Consider the following 16,540-nt stretch of genomic DNA (forward strand, 5'->3'; position numbering starts at 1 on the left):
GAATCACTATTTGATTCGTACTGTCAACGATTGTAAGGCTTAATTGTTATTGGAAAATCTATCAATCTGGAAATATTCGCTTTATGTCAATTACGAGCGTTCTCGTCAGACTTTAACGCACCCGACAACCTATGCTGAATGAGCTTCAAAGCAAACGTTGCCGGTTTACAGCACCTTTCCTCCCTCCATCCCCAACATCCCCCGCACCACCGGCAAAATCATCCCCCACGCATTCGACGTTGCCGCAATCTCGTCATAGTGACTGGCCCCCGGCAAAATCAGTACTTCCGCATGGTCACCGGCCTTCACAGCTTTCGCTGCGTAATCGTGCGCCACGCGGGGTGGGGAGATGGTGTCGAGCTCGCCTGTGATCAGCACGGTGCGGCTGCCGTTGGGGATCAGGTCGGCGGCGTTGGTGTCGCTGTAGATGTCGGGGCGGTCGGTGCTGGCGCTGCCTGCCAGCTGGGCGATGTCGCGCTCGCAGCTGGTCTTGATCAAGTCTTTCTCATGGCGCAGGTCGGCCAGGCCGCCCAGGCTGACGATGTTTTTCGCTGGCAGGAACTTGTCGCGGTAGAGGGGGCTGGTCTTTGGCAGTTTTTCCCGGCCGGCGATCCATTGCACCAGCTGGCCGCCGGCCGAGTGACCCATGGCGACGATGCGGTTCACGTCCAGCTGGTACTGGGGCGCGTGCTGCTGCAGGCTGTCGAGCGCCGCGTGCATGTCTTCGTAGGTGCCCGGATAGCCGCCGCCCGGTTCGTCCACGCGCCGGTACTCCACATTCCACACGGCGATGCCTTGCGCCACGAGGGCGCCGGCCACGTTGCGCATCTGCTTGATGCCGCCGAAGGCCACCGTCCAGCAGCCGCCATGCACGAGCACGACGACGGGGAACGGCCCGCTGCCTTCGGGCCGGAACAGCTGCGCGTACTGCGATGGCGCGGCGCCATACGCGATCTGCGCCGTGGGTGGCGGGCCGTTCAGGGCCAGGTAGTCGTCCAGGCTCATGGGGGCGGCGACGGCGCCGTGGGCCGAGGCGAGCAGGGCGGTGGCGATCAGGGAGGATGGCAAGGAAGTAGGCATGCTGGAATTCGCTTGAGAAGAGAGCAACACTTTAGCATAGGGCCGCAGGGTCGCAGAGATCAAGCAGTGCGCTGTTTTCCTCCTGCAAGAGGGGTGCCCCATGGTATATTCCGGGCATCAGTTTTCCCCTTATCGACACGGTGCACGCAAACAACATTCTTTCCTTGCTGGACGCCGAGCATAGTGCGCTGGGCAGCATCGCGGCCGGCGCCGACCTGGCCCATGCACTGGAACACCTGTTGCTGGCGCTGCAAGACCTGGCCGAGGGCGGCGCGCATGCCTGCCTCGTGCTGATCGACGAGGCCGACCGCTTTTGCGGCTTGTCCGCGCCCAGCCTGCCGCAAGACCTGTGCCTGGCACTGCGCCACGGCGGCGAGCAGCCATCTCCGTTCGGCACGGCCGCCTTTTCCGGCGCGCCCGTGTATTGCGGCGACATCACGCGCGACGTGCACTGGAGCGCGGGACGCAAGGAAGCCATGCTGCACGGCTACCGGGCTTGCTGGGTCGCCCCCGTCTTCGGCGCCAAGGGACATATCCTGGGCGTGCTGGGTCTGTTTTTCCCCGCGCCATGCCATCCCACGCAACCCGAGATCGAATTGCTGGCGCTGGCCGCGCGCGTGGCCGCGCATGTGATCGAGCGGGGCCAGCTGGAACAGGCGCTGCACGACAGCCGCGAACATTTTCATTACGCCATAGAACTGAACACGCAAGTGCTGTGGACGGCCGACGTCGACGGCAAGCTCGATTATGTGGCGCAGCGCTGGCGCGAATGGACGGGCGGCATCGGCCTGGGCACCAGCTGGCTGGACGCCATCCACCCCGAGGACGTGCCCCATTCCCTGGCGGCCTGGAGTGAAGCGGTGGGCAGCGGTCAGCCTTTCGACCAGGAAATGCGCGTGCGCCGGCAGGACGGCCAGTACCGCTGGGTGCATTCGCGCGCGTATTGCCGGCAGGACGAGCGCGGCCAGCCCGTGAAATGGTATGGCTCGTGCGAGGATATCGACGAGCATTGGCAGGCGCGCAATGCCTTGCTCGACAGCGAGGCGCAGTTCCGTTCGCTCGCTTCCACCATGCCGAACCAGGCCTGGCTGGCGCATGGCAGCGGCGCCACCTACTGGGTCAACGAGCAAGTCTGCGACTACACGGGGCAATCGCTGAAGTCGCTGATCACCAGCGGTTTTCGCCACTGCGTGCATCCGGACGACGTGCAGGCCACGCAAAAAAGCTGGGAACGGGCCGTTACCACCGCCAGCGCCTACGAGCACGAATTCCGCATGCGCCGTGCCAGCGATGGCGCCTACCGCTGGTTCCTGGCGCGCGCCTTGCCGCTGTTCGACGAGGCGGGCACGGTGCTGCGCTGGGTGGGCACGAATACGGACGTGCAGGAACAAAAGAACGTGCTGGAAAAGATGGCTTACCTGAATTCCTCGCTGGAAGTGGAAATGGCCAACCGCACGGCCGACCGCGACCGCATGTGGCGCTTGTCGACCGACATCATGCTGGTGGCCGACCTGGCCGGCATGATCATCGCCGTCAATCCCGCCTGGAGCCAGATCCTCGAGCGGCCGGAAATCGAATCGCTGGGCATGGACTTCATCAGCCTCGTGCATCCCGACGACCGCATGGCGGCCTTGAAGGATTTGTCGCGCCTGGCTCATGGCGCACCGACCTTGCGCATGGAAAACCGCTACCGGCGCCGCGATGGCGGCTACCGCTGGATTTCCTGGACGGCCGTGCCGGCGCAAAAGCTGATCCACGCCATCGGCCGCGACGTCACCGATGAAAAAGAGGCGCGGCTGGCGCTGGTGCGCAGCGAGCAAGCTTTATTGCAGGCGCAAAAGCTGGAATCGATCGGCAAGCTGACGGGCGGAGTGGCCCACGATTTCAACAACGTGCTGCAAATTATCTCGGGCAATTTGCAGTTGCTGAAGCTGACCGTGGCCGACAATCCGCAGGCGGCCAGGCGCCTCGCTTCGGCGGCCTCGGCCGTCGAACGGGGCGCCAAGCTGTCGTCGCAACTGCTGGCCTTTGCCCGGCGTCAACCTTTGCGGCCGCTGGTGACGGACCTGGGCCGTTTGCTGCGCCGCATGCATGAGCTGATCCGCCGCGCCCTGGGCGAAGCGATTGCCGAGGAAACCTTCATCAGCGACGGCTTGTGGCATACCCTGGTCGACCCGAACCAGATGGAAAACGTGCTGCTGAACATGGCCATCAATGCGCGCGACGCGATGGACAAGGGCGGGCGCCTCACGTTCACCTTGAGCAACGTCACGCTCGATGCGGACTACGCCAGCCGGCATGCGGACGTGCTGGAAGGGCAATACGTGCTGCTGACCATCACCGACACGGGCCATGGCATGGAGCGCGACGTGATCGACCAGATTTTCGAGCCGTTTTTCACCACCAAGCGCGAAGGCGAGGGCACGGGACTGGGCCTGTCCATGGCTTACGGCTTCATCCGCCAGAGCGCGGGCCACATCAAGGTGCATAGCGCGCCGGGCGCCGGCACGACGTTCAAGATCTACTTGCCCCGTTCGCTGGAAAAGCTGGCCGAACCGCCACCGGGACTGACGGGCCCCGTGCTGGGCGGCAGCGAGACCATCCTCGTGGTGGAAGATGATGCTCCAGTTCAACATACGGTGGTCGACATGCTGCGTGGCCTCGGCTACGACGTGCTGCATGCGGACGATGGCACCTCGGCCCTGGCCCTGCTGGGCACAGGCGTGGCCATCGATTTGCTGTTCACGGACGTGGTCATGCCTGGGCCCGTCAGCAGCAAGGAACTGGCGCAGCAGGCCAGGCTGCTGCTGCCGGAACTGGCCGTATTGTTTACCTCGGGCTATACGCACAACGCCATCATGCAGGGCGGGCGGCTCGATCCGGGCGTTGAATTGTTGAGCAAACCGTACCAGCGCGAAGACCTGGCGCGGCGCATCCGCCATGTGCTGGCCGACCGCCGCCTGGTGGGCGCACCCGACCCGTCCGGGCGGCGCATCCTGCTGGTGGAAGACAATGACGATGCGCGCGAAATGACGACCGAGATGCTCAATATGCTGGGGCACACCGTGCACGGCGTGGCCAGCGCCGAAGAAGCCTTGCCCCTGTTGGCCATGCCGGGCCTGGACGTGCTGGTGACGGACATCAGCCTGCCCACCATGTCCGGCCTGGAACTGGCGCGCCATGCGCGCGCGCACTGGCCGCAGCTGGAGGTGGTGTTTGCTTCCGGGCATGACTGGGGCGCCAGCCTGATGCAGGACGCCAGCGCGCGCTTCCTGCGCAAGCCGTTTGGCCTGGAAGAGCTGGCCGGCGCACTGAAGGCGCGCCGGCTCGACGTCTACTAGGCACCCAAGCTTGGCGGCAGCAAGGCTTGCTGCAGTTGCTCGACGGTAAATGGTTTCACCAGGAAGCGCGCCTGCGGGTCCAGCACGCCGGAATTGGCCGGCGCGTGGCCCGTGGAAAACACCACTTCCAGCTGCGGATAGTCGCGCGCCGCGACTTCGGCCAGCTCGGCGCCCGACATCCGCGGCAGGCTGATGTCTGTCAGCAGCAGCTCCAGTCCCGGCGTGCCCAGCAGGGGCAAGGCTTCCTCGGCCGTGCCCACGGCCAGTACCGTGTGTCCCAGCATGGCCAGCAGCTCGCTCGTCATGGCGCGCGCGTCCGCATTGTCTTCCACCAGCAGGATGCGACGCACACCCGGCAGCGATGGCACAGGCTGCTGCGGCGCCAGCTGCGCGCGGTACTGGTGCAGGGCAGTCACGTGGCGGCCGTTCGCCAGCAAGTGGCGGATGCGCCGCGCCAGGTCTTCGCGGCGGTAGGGTTTGCTCAACAATTCCACGCCCGGCTCCAGGCGGCCGCCCTGCATCATGGCGTCCTGCGTGTAGCCCGAGGTAAACAACACGGCCAGCTGCGGCAGCAGCACGCGGGCCTGGCGCGCCAGCGCCGTGCTGGGTACTTTGCCTGGCATCACCACATCCGTAAACAGCAGGTCGATGGGGACGCCGCTGCCGATGATGGCCAGCGCGCTTTCGCCATCGCTGGCGCGCAGCACGACGTATCCCAAGCCGCGCAGCATGTCCACCACCGTCGTCTGCACCTGCACGTCGTCTTCCACGACGAGAATGGTTTCCTTGCCTCCCAGCACCGGGCCGCCCAGTTGCAGCGGCAGTTCCGTTTCCGCTTCAAGCGAGCGTGGCAGGTAGATGCGGAAGGTGCTGCCATGGCCCGGCAAACTGTCCACCGTCAGGTGGCCACCGCTCTGGCGCAGGAAACCGTAGGCCATGCTCAAACCCAGCCCCGTGCCTTCGCCTTCCTTTTTTGTCGTGAAGAACGGTTCGAAAATCTTGTCCAGCAGCTCGGCGGGAATGCCCGTACCCGTGTCCGAGACGGCCAGTTGCACGTAGTCGCCGGGCGCCACGTCCGCATGGCGGGCCGTGTAGTCGCTGCCCAGCACGCTGTTACTGAGTTCGATGGTCAGCTGGCCCTGGCCAGCCATGGCGTCGCGCGCGTTGATGGCCAGGTTGAGGATGACGTTTTCCAGCTGGTGCGGGTCGACCAGGGCGCGCCAGCAGTCGTCGGCCAGCAGCAGCCGCGTCTCGATGCTTTCGCCCGTGGCGCGCCGCAGCAGTTCTTCCGTCGCGCGCAGCAGTTGCGCCAGGTCGGTCACCAGCGGCTTCAAGGGCTGGCGCCGCGCAAACGCCAGCAGCTGGGCCGACAGCTTGGCGCCCCGTTCCACGGCGGCCGAGGCGCTGGCGATGCGCTTGGCGGCCAGCGGGTCGTCGGCCAGGCCCAGCTGCAGCAATTGCAGATTGCCGGAGATGATTTGCAGCACGTTATTGAAATCATGGGCCACGCCGCCCGTCAGCTTGCCCAGCGCTTCGAGCTTTTGCGATTGCAGCAGGGCCATCTCGCTGTGGCGCAACGATTCCTGCATGCTGCGCAAAGTGTTTTGCGCCTCTTTTTCCACCGTGACGTGGCGTCCGGTGGCGAAGATCAGGTCGCCTTCGGGCGCCGCCACCCACGACAGCCAGCGGTGGCCGCCACCGCGGTGCCGGTAGCGGTTCTCAAAGCTGGGCATGGATTCCTTGCCGACTTGCAGCAAGGCCTGGCGCGTGGCGGCGGCATCGTCGGGCAGCACGAAGTCGAAGATGCTGCGGCCCAGCATTTCTTCGGGCAGCCAGCCCAGGATGGCGCCGGCGGCCGGGTTGACGGCGGCAAAGCAGCCATCGGCATCGATGGCCACCATCAGGTCTTGCGCGCTGCGCCATAGCCGCTCGCGTTCGCTGTTGCGCGCGGCCAAGTCCGCTTCCAGTTTCTTTTCCACGGTGATGTCGCGCGCGCTGCAATACACCTTCTCGCCCTCGGGCACGGCCACCCACGACAGCCAGTGCCAGCCGCCCAGCTTGTGGCGGTAGCGGTTTTCGAAGCGCAGCGCCGGCTGGCCCTGGTTGGCCGCATCCCAGGCCGCATAGGTGCGCGGCAAGTCGTCCGGGTGGATCAGTTCAAAAAATTTCGTCGTGCGGATTTCCTCGGCCGACCAGCCCAGGGTGGCTTGCCAGGCGGGATTCGAGTGTTCGAAATAGCCGTCGAGGTTAAGCACGCCCAGCAGATCGGGGCTGACGTTCCAGGTACGGCCGAATTCGCGCGTGCGCTCGGCTACTTGCATTTCCATGCTGGCAGTCAGGGTGCGCAAACGCGCTTCCGCCCGCGCCCGCAAAATGGTCGACCAGACCCGTTCCGACACTTGCACGGCCAGTTCGATCTCGTCCGCATGCCACAGGCGCGCAGCGCGGCTGTGCACGACGAACAGGGCCGCCAGCTGACCATCCTTGGCAATGGGAATGTTCAGGAAGGCGCGGATGCCCAGGCGCGCGAACGTGGCCAGCGCGGCGGGTATGGCCGTGCGCGGGTCGCTGGCCACATCGCTGACGGCCAGCGCCTGGCCGGCGGCAAGCGCATCGGCCAGGCCTGCCGCGTAATCGCCGAGGAAATACTCGCCAGCGGCGCCCGGCGCCAGGCCATCGCTCCACGCATGCTGCAGGGTGGGGCACTGCAGGGTCTGGTCGATATCGAAACAGGCCACTTGCTGGGCGCCCAGGCGCTGGCCCAGCAACTGCGCCGACAGGGACAGGATCTCGCCCGTGTCTTGCAGCAGGCGCAGCCGGCGTTCCAGTTGCAGCAAAAAGGCGACGCCGCTGGCGCCGGCCTGGCTGCGGGGGGCGGGAGTGCTGCTCATGGGGGCCTCAGCTGCCGGCCAGCGGCAGAGTGACGCTGAACAGGGCGCCATTGCCGGGCTGGCTTTGCAGGGTGATGGCGCCGCCGTGCGCATCGACCAGCTGCTTGGTGATGAACAGGCCCAGACCCAGGCCGCCCGTGCGGTCCTGGTGGATGACGCGCTCGAAGGCGTCGAAAATGCGTTCCTGGTCGCGCGCATTGATGCCGATGCCATGGTCGCGCACTTCGATGACGGCGCTGTTTTGCGTGTGCGCCAGGCTGATTTCCACGGGCTGGCCTTGGCCGTAGCGCACGGCATTGCTGATCAGGTTGACGACGATCTGCTCGACGCGGAAGGCATCCCAGTAACCGTGGATGGGCTCGAAGGCCATCACTTCCAGCACGCTGCCCGTCGTGGCCGCATATGGCGCCAGGTCGTCCGCCACGCGGCGCACGAGGCAGGTCAGGTCGACGGCTTCGCGGCGGATCGACAGCTTGCCGCTGGTGATGCGCGAGACGTCGAGCATGTCGTCGATCAGGCGCACCATGCTGCGGATTTGCCGCCCGTCGCGCGCCACCATCTTGCCCAGCTTGTCCGGCTCGAAAGCGGCCAGGTTGCCCCGTTCCAGGTTGACGGTGCGCATCTGCGTTTCCAAAAACAGCGTGTTCAGGGGCGTGCGCAGTTCGTGCGCCACCATGGACATGAATTCGTCGCGCAGGCGCAGCGAGCGCTGCAGTTCCGCCTGCGTGGCGCGCAATTCTTTCAGCAGCGCTTCCTGCTGCTGGCGGCTGTGCTCGAGCGCCTGCACCTGGCGCCGCGTTTCGCTGCGCTGCTGGTGCAGGGCCACGAAGACGTTGACCTTGCTTTGCACGGCATTGATGTCGAGCGGCTTGTGCAGGAAGTCGACGGCGCCGCTTTCATAGCCCTGGAAGGCGAAATTCATTTCCTTGCCGGCCGCCGTGACGAAGACGATGGGGATGTGGCGCGTCTTTTCCGTGCCGCGCATCAATTGCGCCAATTCAAAACCATCCATTTCCGGCATTTGCACGTCGAGGATGGCCAGCGCGAAATCGTGTTCCAGCAGCAGGGCCAGCGCTTCTTCGCCCGAGGATGCCTGGTAGACGCTGCGGTCGCTCTCGCGGATCAGCGCATTGAGTGCGCGCAGGTTTTCCGGCAAGTCGTCGACGATCAGCAGTTTGGTACTTGTTTCATTCATCATGTTTCATTCCTGGCATGGCTTTGCCGTCCAGCGTAGTGGGAAGCGGCGTGCGAGGGCGCACGCTTGCGGTAGAGCTTTTCGGGACCCGGCAATGGCTCGAAGTCGGCGGCAAAGCGGGTGAAATGCGTGCTTTCCTTGCTGCCCAGGCCCAGGAAACCCCGGTGGCACAGCGAGTCGTGGAACAGGCCCAGGGCCCGCTCCTGCAAGGTTTTGTTGAAGTAAATCAGCACGTTACGGCACAAAATCAATTGCGTTTCAATAAACACGCTGTCCGTGGACAGGCTGTGGTCGGTAAAGTTGATACTGTCGAGCAGGCGCTGCTGGAAACGCGCAGTGGCATGTTCGACCGTGTAGTAATCGGCCAGCTGGCCCAGGCCGCCTGCGGCCAAGTAGTTGGCGCCGTACTCATCGAGCCGGTGCAGCGGATACACGCCGCGCGCGGCCGTGGCCAGCGCTTGCGGATTGATGTCGGTGGCGTAAATCGTGCTGCGTTCGAGCAAGCCTTCCTCGTGCAGCACGATGGCCAGCGACAGCGCCTCTTCGCCCGTGCAGCAGCCGGCCACCCAGATGGTCGGCGACGGGTAGGTTTTCAGCACGGGCACGACCTGTTCGCGCAAGGCGAGGAAAAAAGCCGGGTCGCGGAACATTTGCGTGACGGGCACGGTCAAAATCTGCAGCAGCTTGCCAAAGGCGGCCGCGTCGTCCAGCACCAGTTGCTGCAAGGCGGGCACGTCGGCGCAGTGCAAGCGTTCGAGCGCCTGACTCAGGCGGCGCCGCTGCGAGGGTAAGGAGTAATCGCGAAAATCATAGCTGTAGCGCTGATAGATCGCTTCCATCAGCGCGTGCAGTTGCGCGTCCGTGGTGCGCAGAGACATCAGATGCGTTCCATCTTCGGCATCCACACGCGCAACAGCGAATACAAGCGGTCGAGGTCGATCGGCTTGGCCAGGTAATCGGATGCGCCCGCCTGCAGGCATTCTTCCTGGTCATTCTTCATGGCCTTGGCCGTGATGGCGATGATGGGCAGCTTGTTGTAGCGGCCATCGGCGCGTATCAAGCGCGTCGCTTCCAGCCCATCCATGCCCGGCATCATGACATCCATCAACACCAGGTCGATATCGTCCACGCTGTTGAGCTTGCTGATGGCTTCGAAGCCGTTGCGGCCGATTTCCACCACCACGCCTCGCTGTTCCAGCGCATTCGTCAGGGCAAAGATATTGCGCACGTCGTCGTCCACCAGCAAAATCTTGCGCCCTTCAAATACGCGTTCGCGGCTGCGCACCTGCTGCAGCATGCCCTGGCGCTCGCTCGACAGTTCGGACTCCACCTTGTGCAGGAAGAGGGTGACTTCGTCGAGCAGGCGCTCGGGCGAACGGGCGCCCTTGATGATGATGGAGCGCGAGTATTTCATCAGGTCCGCTTCTTCCTCGCGGCTCAGGTTGCGGCCCGTGTAGACGATGACGGGCGGGAACGAGCACAGCTCTTCATGTTCCATGCGTTCGAGCAATTCGTTGCCCTGGATGTCGGGCAGCTTCAAGTCGATGATCATGCAGTCGAAAATCTGTGTTTTCAGCAATTCCAGCGCCTGCTCGCCCAGCGCCACGGCCGTGATTTCCACGTCGTCGTCGCTGATCAGGTGAACCACGCTTTCTCGCTGGCGTTCGTCGTCCTCGACCAGCAGGATGCGCTTCATTTTTTGCGTAAACTTCGATTCGAGCTTGCGGAACACTTCCTTCAGCTGTTCGCGCGTGCGCGGCTTGGTGGCGTAGCCGATGGCGCCCAGCTGCATGGCTTCCTGGATCTGGTCGTTGCCGGACACGATGTGCACGGGAATGTGGCGCGTCAGCGGGTTTTCCTTCAATTGCTGCAAGACCAGCAAGCCCGGACGGTCCGGCAAGCCCATGTCGAGCAAGATGGCGTCGGGCAGGAATTCCTCGGCCAGGCGCAAGCCTTCGTCGGCGCCGTGCGCCACCAGGCAGCGGTATTGCATTTCATGCGCGAGGTCGAACAGGATGCCGGCAAACGACGGCTCATCCTCGATCACCAGCACGGAACGCTGGCCCGTTTTGGCGGCCGGCACGCTATTCCTGTCATCCTCGAAGGTGGGTAGCGGCACGGGCTTGGCGGCGGGCGCCGCCTTGGGTGCGGCGGCCGCGGCGGGCGCTTGCGGCGCGGCGGTGGGCGTCGGCGTCGACGCCGCTTCCACCGCGCGTTCCGGCATGACGGCCGGCAGCACCAGGGTAAACGTGCTGCCCTGGCCGGGTGTGCTGGCCAGTTCGATGCTGCCGCCCAGCAAGGCGGCCAGGTCGCGCGAAATCGACAGGCCCAGGCCCGTGCCGCCATAGCGGCGGCTGGTGGTGCCGTCGGCCTGGTGGAAGGCGTCGAAAATCTTGTGCTGCTGGTCGCCGGCGATGCCGATGCCGGTATCCTGCACCTGGAAGCGCACCTGGCCGGCCGCATCCGTGCTCACGTGCAGGGACACCGTGCCCGCATCCGTGAACTTGATGGCGTTCGACAGCAGGTTTTTCAGGATTTGCTCGAGGCGCTGGCGGTCGCTGACGAAGGACGGCGGGACGTCCGGCGCCACCTTGACGTCAAACACCAGTTTCTTTTGCTGCGCCTGGGCGCCGAACAGCATCTTCATGCTGCTGAGCAGCTCGTTGAAGGGCACGGCTTCCGGCGTCAATTCCAGCTTGCCTGCCTCGACCTTGGAAATGTCGAGGATATCGTTGATGAGGGTAAGTAAATCGTTGCCGGCTGAATAAATGGTTTGCGCGAACGTCACTTGTTCCGGCGTCAGGTTGCCACTGGTATTGTCCGACAGCAGCTTGGACAGGATCAGCGAGCTGTTCAGCGGTGTGCGCAGCTCATGCGACATGTTCGCCAGGAATTCGGATTTGTAGCGGCTGGCCCGCTGCAGTTCTTCCGCGCGCGCTTCCAGCTGGGCGTGCGCCTCGCCGATGGCCATGTTTTTCTGGTCCAGCGACAGCGCCTGCACGGCCAGTTGCTCGTTCGACTGCTCCAGCGCCGCCTTTTGCTCTTCCAGGTGCGCCTGCGACTGTTCCAGCACGCGCGACTGTTCGCCCAGCTCTTCGTTGGCCGTGCGCAGTTCTTCCTGCTGCACTTCCAGCTCTTCATTCAGTTGCTGGGTTTCTTCCAGCACGTTTTGCAGGCGCTGGCGGTACAGGGCCGCTTCCAGCGAGGTGCCGACATTCGCGGCAATCAGGTTCAGCCATTCCTTGGCGCGGGCGCTGACGGGATGCGTAAAGCCCAGCTCGATGACGCCGTTGACGACGCCTTCGTTGTTGACTGGAGTCAAGACCAGTTCCAGCGGCGTACCGCGGCCCAGGCTTGACGTCACGGTCAGGTAATTGTCGGGCACTTGCTGCACATGCTTGAGGCGCTTTTCGCGCGCCGTCTCGCCCACCAGGCCTTCGCCCAGCTTGAAGACTTGCTTGTCCTTCACACCCTGATCGTTGAAACCGTACACGGCCGTGCGGCGCAGGCTGCCATCCTCGTCGATGACGTAGAGGGTGGCGATGGCCACGTCGAGGCGGTGGGCCAGGAAATCGAGCACGTGGCGTCCCAGTTGCGGCAAGCCCAGTTGGCCGCTCGTGTGGGCCGCCAGCTCCGTCTGCCCCGTGCGCAGCCAGGCTTGCTCCTGCAACACGTCGTTATCCTTGCCGCGCTGCTCCAGCGCATCGTTGTAGATGTCGGACAGGCGCAGCAGTTCGCGCCGTCCCAGGTAGGCCAGCAAGCCCGACAAGCCCAGACTGAGGATGAGGAACACGACGACGGCCAGCATGGTGCGGCTTTCGGCCGTATCGGCCCGTTCCTGGCGCAAGCGCTGTTCCATGGACAGGAAGGCGAGAAATTCGCGGCGGATTTCGTCAAATTCCAGCTTGCCTTCGCCCTGGCGCACGCGCGCGAGGAATTCCTGGTTGTTGCGGCGCTGGGCGATCACGGCTTCCGCGTAATCGAGCCACTGGCCTTGCAGCGCGCGGATGCGGCGCAAGCGGTCCACCTGGATGGGGCTGTCGGACACCAGATCCAGCAGGGTGGTCATTTCCACGGCGATCTTCGCCTTGCCCGATTTGTACGGCGCCAGGAACGTTTCGTCGCCCGTCAGCAAATAGCCGCGCATGCCCGTTTCCAGGTCGACCGACAGCTTCATGACTTCATTCGCATTGCCGATCACCCGTTCGGAATGTTCGACCGAGCGCAGGGCCGAGAGCAGGTAGGCGATCAGGCCGACAAACACGAGGGCCGTGATGACCCCGATGACCAGCGGCAAGGTCACATTGCGGGCGAGGATGCGGCGAAAGCTGAAGGAGTCGATCGGGGTCTTGGTATTCATTATGTCCGTGGAAGGCTGTCGCGAAAAAATCAATTTTAATTGAAATGCAAGATTTCTGGTGGTCAAGCATAGCGTGCGTTAGCATAACAGCCTTGGGGCATTTTCCGCAGGCGCAAGGTAGTGCAAAGCGCGCCAGCGCACAGATGAAAGTAGCTTGAAAATCAAGCTGGCCACGATTGAGGCGGATCAAAGAGATTGGTTGTTGACATCCTAAGATGCAGGAGGTGGTGGCGCCCATGCGGCTGGCCACCGTGTGCAAACCAGACCATGCAGGAGGACATCATGGCTAATCATTTGATCCGTCGCGATCCGCAAAACCCGCTGGCACGTTTCGACCCGTTCAGCGATATGGAAGAATTCATGCACGACTTTTTCGCGCCCGCCCTGCGCCTGCGCGATGGCGGTTCGCCACGCATGCGCGTCGACATTTCCGAAACTGAACAAGCGTATCAGGTGCAGGCGGACATTCCAGGCGTCAACAAGGACGATATCAAGGTGTCCATCGACGGCAACCGCGTCTCCATCAGCGCTGAACTCAAGGATGAAAGGGTGACCCGCGATAGCGGCGGCAAGAGCGTGCGCAGCGAGCGCGAGTACGGCCAGCAATACCGCAGCTTCGTGCTGCCGCAAGAAGTGGACGAGGCCGGCGCGCAGGCCCGCTATGAAAATGGCGTGTTGCTGCTGGACTTGCCGAAGAAGGAGGGCACGGGCGGCCGGCAGCTGGCGATACAGTGAGCCGGATCGGGTTTAGCTGCGTAGGTCAGATTAGTGCAGCGTAATCTGACCATCTTCGTGGCGTGCTTGTCGGCTTACGCCCTGCGGGCTAAGCCGACCTACGAAAAAACGCGGGACGATGCCGGCGTTTTTTCAAACTGCGCGCCGGGCCGGGTTTTAGTTGCGTAGGTCAGATTAGCGCAGCGTAATCTGACAATCTTCGTGGCGCGCCTGTCGGCTTACGCCCTGCGGGCTAAGCTGACCTACGAAAAAACGCCGGACGGTGCCGGCGTTTCGTGGGGTGTTCCGGGTGACGGCGCGCCGCCACCCGGATTGCCTCTGTATATATGTCAGTCGCGAATTTCCAGCGCCCGGTTCAGGCTCAGGGCGGCCAGTGAGGCGACGGCGCCTGACAGCAGGTAGAAACTGACGTAGGCGAGGCCGAAGTTGGCCGACAGGCCCAACGCCACGAGCGGGGCGAAGCCGGCACCGACCAGCCAGGCCAGGTCGGACGTCAACGCCGCACCCGTGTAGCGGAAGCGGGCAGGGAAGTTGGCCGTCACGGCGCCGGCTGCCTGGCCGTAGGACAGGCCCAGCAGGCTGAAGCCGACGAGGATGAAGACGTCCTGGCCAAAGTTGCCGCCACCCATCAGGGTTGGCACGAAGGCGCTGAAGATGGCGATCAGCACGGCCAGTACGCCCAGGGTGGTGCGGCGGCCCACTTTATCGGCCAGCACGCCGGAAATCACGACGCCGATGGCGGCCAGCACGGCGCCCAGCATCTGCACTTGCAGGAAGTCGGATGCGGAACGGGTCTGGTAGACGGAAATCCACGACAGCGGGAACACGGTGACGAGGTGGAACAGGGCGTAGCTGGCCAGTGCGGCGAGGGCGCCGATCAGCACGTTGCGGCCCTGGCCGCGGCTCATTTCAAACACGCTCACGGGCTGCAGTTCGCGTTCGTCGAGCAGGCGCGCATATTCATTCGTCGACACCAGGCGCAGGCGGGCAAACAGGGCTACCACGTTGATGGCGAAGGCCACATAGAAAGGATAGCGCCAGCCCCAGTCGAGGAAGTCCTCATCCGTCAGGGTGGTCAGCATGAACCAGAACAGGCCGGCGGCGATCAGGAAACCGACCGGTGCGCCCAGCTGGCCCAGCATGGCGTACCAGCCGCGCTTGTTTTCCGGCGCGTTCAGGGCCAGCAGCGACGGCAAGCCATCCCACGAGCCGCCCAGGGCCACGCCCTGGCCGATGCGCAGCACGGACAGCCAGATGATGGCGGCAAAGCCCAGGTGCGAATACGTCGGCAGGAAGGCGATGCCGGCCGTCGACACGCCCAGCAGGAAGAGGGCGAACGTCAGCTTGGCACTGCGTCCCATGCGGCGCTGGATCTCCATGAAGATCACGGTGCCGAACGGACGGGCGATGAAGGCGAACGAAAAGATCAGGAATGCATATAAGGTACCTTCCAGGCGTTCTTCAAACGGGAAGAAGACGCGTGGAAACACCAGCACCGAGGCGATGGCGTAGACAAAGAAGTCAAAGTATTCGGAAGCGCGGCCGATGATCACGCCGACGGCGATCTCACCGGGGTCGATATGCGATTCGACCGTGCCGGCCCCGCGTGCGTCGCGCAGGGAGTGGGGGGAAAAGTCGGCGGGTACATCCCCGCTGTGTATGCGCGTGCTGGACATGATGATCGTCTCCAATATAGTTTCGAGTTCGGCCAACGCGTAACATACCCCGGGTGTCTCACGCCCGGAGTAGGACTATTCAATAGATAGCTGTAGGAAAACTCCGCAACCACCGAGTGAAAATCCGAGCAAGGGGGTGGACAAAACGTCCAATTGCCAACGCGCTCCAGTGAGAATACAGTACCATATCTTCATCCCCTGTACTGGACTTTCCTGTATGTTTTCATTAAAAGTTCGTCGCGGACTGCTTCTTTTACCTCTCGCATTGTTGGCTGGTTGCAATACGGTGGTACTGAATGCGTCTGGTGACATCGCAGTTCAGCAAGGCAATCTGATTGTCATCTCGACATTGCTGATGCTGTTGATTATCGTTCCGGTAATCGCCCTGACCCTGCTTTTCGCATGGCGCTATAGAAAAAACAACACCGCGGCCAAATACGAGCCGGACTGGGACCACTCGACTCGCCTCGAGCTGATCATCTGGGGCGCGCCCCTGTTGATCATTATCGTGCTGGGCCTGCTGACCTGGATCAGCACCCACACCCTCGATCCATACCGCCCATTGAGCCGTATCGACGCCAACCGCCCCATTCCTGCCAGCCACAAGCCGATGATCGTCGAAGTCGTGGCCCTGGACTGGAAATGGCTGTTCATCTACCCGGAGCAAGGCATCGCTTCCGTGAATGAACTGTACGCGCCCGTCGATCGTCCGATCCGCTTCAAGATCACCGCCTCGTCCGTCATGAACTCGTTCTTCATCCCCGCACTGGCAGGTCAGATCTACGCCATGCCGGGCATGGAAACGCAGTTGAATGCCGTCATCAACAAGCCTGGTGTCTATAAAGGCTTCTCCGCCAACTACAGCGGTGCCGGTTTCTCGGGCATGCGCTTCAAGTTCCATGGCGTGAATGATGCGGACTTCGACAAATGGGTGGCATCGGCACGTGCCGGTGGCGGCGCGCTGAACCGCGACGACTACCTGTCGCTGGCCCAGCCTAGCGAACGCGATCCGGTTCGCCGCTACAGCGCCGTACCTAGCGATCTGTACAAGGCAATTCTGAACCGCACCATCGTTTCCGACGCCCTGTGCGTGACGCCGGTCGAGCCATACAAATTGACGATGGCAAATAGCCCGGTAGCGGCCGTAACGGCAGTAGTCGCTAGCGATGCAGTAGTTGAAAAGGGCGTTCAAGCCAAGTAACGACTGCATGAATCCCGCAGCGCATTGCGCTGCAGATACTGGCGCCGCTTGCCTGGCGCCT

Annotated in this window: 9 protein-coding genes; 3 read left to right on the top strand and 6 right to left on the bottom strand. The window is 63.3% G+C overall.

Going from position 1 to position 16,540, the window contains the following annotated elements; translation table 11 throughout:
- Positions 1-165: 165 nt before the first annotated feature.
- Positions 166-1,080: an alpha/beta hydrolase gene (locus ACPJXG_RS13395; RefSeq protein ID WP_425254542.1), complete on the bottom strand. Its 915-nt coding sequence runs from the start codon at positions 1,078-1,080 to the stop codon at positions 166-168.
- A 140-nt stretch (positions 1,081-1,220) separates the two neighbouring features.
- Here ACPJXG_RS13395 and ACPJXG_RS13400 point away from each other — a divergent pair, with 140 nt between their 5' ends.
- Complete coding sequence (locus ACPJXG_RS13400; protein WP_425254543.1) at positions 1,221-4,421, top strand: PAS domain-containing protein; 3,201 nt, start codon at positions 1,221-1,223, stop codon at positions 4,419-4,421.
- Here ACPJXG_RS13400 and ACPJXG_RS13405 read toward each other — a convergent pair.
- From ACPJXG_RS13405 to ACPJXG_RS13420, 4 genes are read right to left on the bottom strand one after another with little or no spacing between them, the layout of a single operon-like run.
- On the bottom strand, positions 4,418-7,312 hold the full coding sequence (locus tag ACPJXG_RS13405; RefSeq protein WP_425254544.1) for a PAS domain S-box protein: 2,895 nt from the start codon (positions 7,310-7,312) through the stop codon (positions 4,418-4,420). The genes ACPJXG_RS13400 and ACPJXG_RS13405 overlap by 4 nt on opposite strands.
- A 7-nt stretch (positions 7,313-7,319) precedes the next feature.
- On the bottom strand, positions 7,320-8,510 hold the full coding sequence (locus ACPJXG_RS13410; RefSeq protein ID WP_425254545.1) for a hybrid sensor histidine kinase/response regulator: 1,191 nt from the start codon (positions 8,508-8,510) through the stop codon (positions 7,320-7,322).
- A complete protein-coding gene (locus tag ACPJXG_RS13415) occupies positions 8,507-9,385 on the bottom strand; it encodes a CheR family methyltransferase (protein ID WP_219309310.1) in 879 nt (292 codons plus the stop codon). Before ACPJXG_RS13415 ends, ACPJXG_RS13410 begins: the two co-directional genes overlap by 4 nt.
- Positions 9,385-12,867 (bottom strand): response regulator, encoded by a 3,483-nt coding sequence (locus ACPJXG_RS13420; RefSeq protein ID WP_425254546.1) that lies wholly within the window; start codon positions 12,865-12,867, stop codon positions 9,385-9,387. Before ACPJXG_RS13420 ends, ACPJXG_RS13415 begins: the two co-directional genes overlap by 1 nt.
- A 282-nt stretch (positions 12,868-13,149) precedes the next feature.
- Between ACPJXG_RS13420 and ACPJXG_RS13425 the strand changes: the two genes are divergently transcribed.
- On the top strand, positions 13,150-13,602 hold the full coding sequence (locus ACPJXG_RS13425) for an Hsp20/alpha crystallin family protein (protein WP_099402226.1): 453 nt from the start codon (positions 13,150-13,152) through the stop codon (positions 13,600-13,602).
- Positions 13,603-13,931: 329 nt separating this feature from the next.
- On the opposite strand, the gene ACPJXG_RS13430 is transcribed toward ACPJXG_RS13425, so the two are convergent.
- The gene (locus tag ACPJXG_RS13430) at positions 13,932-15,278 is read right to left on the bottom strand and encodes an MFS transporter (protein WP_035819021.1); all 1,347 of its coding nucleotides are present in this window, start codon (positions 15,276-15,278) and stop codon (positions 13,932-13,934) included.
- A gap of 217 nt (positions 15,279-15,495) precedes the next feature.
- Here ACPJXG_RS13430 and cyoA point away from each other — a divergent pair, with 217 nt between their 5' ends.
- A complete protein-coding gene (cyoA, locus tag ACPJXG_RS13435) occupies positions 15,496-16,479 on the top strand; it encodes a ubiquinol oxidase subunit II (protein WP_071653323.1) in 984 nt (327 codons plus the stop codon).
- Positions 16,480-16,540: the final 61 nt, after the last annotated feature.

The sequence above is a fragment of the Janthinobacterium sp. NFX145 genome (assembly GCF_049810325.1).
Taxonomy (GTDB): Bacteria; Pseudomonadota; Gammaproteobacteria; order Burkholderiales; family Burkholderiaceae_D; genus Janthinobacterium; species Janthinobacterium rivuli.

Excerpts from the sequence above, each read along its gene's own strand:
- ACPJXG_RS13410 (WP_425254545.1), bottom strand. The coding sequence starts at position 8,510 with ATGATGAATGAAACAAGTACCAAACTGCTGATCGTCGACGACTTGCCG.
- ACPJXG_RS13415 (WP_219309310.1), bottom strand. The coding sequence starts at position 9,385 with ATGTCTCTGCGCACCACGGACGCGCAACTGCACGCGCTGATGGAAGCG.
- ACPJXG_RS13420 (WP_425254546.1), bottom strand. The coding sequence starts at position 12,867 with ATGAATACCAAGACCCCGATCGACTCCTTCAGCTTTCGCCGCATCCTC.
- ACPJXG_RS13395 (WP_425254542.1), bottom strand. The coding sequence starts at position 1,080 with ATGCCTACTTCCTTGCCATCCTCCCTGATCGCCACCGCCCTGCTCGCC.
- ACPJXG_RS13430 (WP_035819021.1), bottom strand. The coding sequence starts at position 15,278 with ATGTCCAGCACGCGCATACACAGCGGGGATGTACCCGCCGACTTTTCC.
- ACPJXG_RS13425 (WP_099402226.1), top strand. The coding sequence starts at position 13,150 with ATGGCTAATCATTTGATCCGTCGCGATCCGCAAAACCCGCTGGCACGT.
- ACPJXG_RS13405 (WP_425254544.1), bottom strand. The coding sequence starts at position 7,312 with ATGAGCAGCACTCCCGCCCCCCGCAGCCAGGCCGGCGCCAGCGGCGTC.
- cyoA (WP_071653323.1), top strand. The coding sequence starts at position 15,496 with ATGTTTTCATTAAAAGTTCGTCGCGGACTGCTTCTTTTACCTCTCGCA.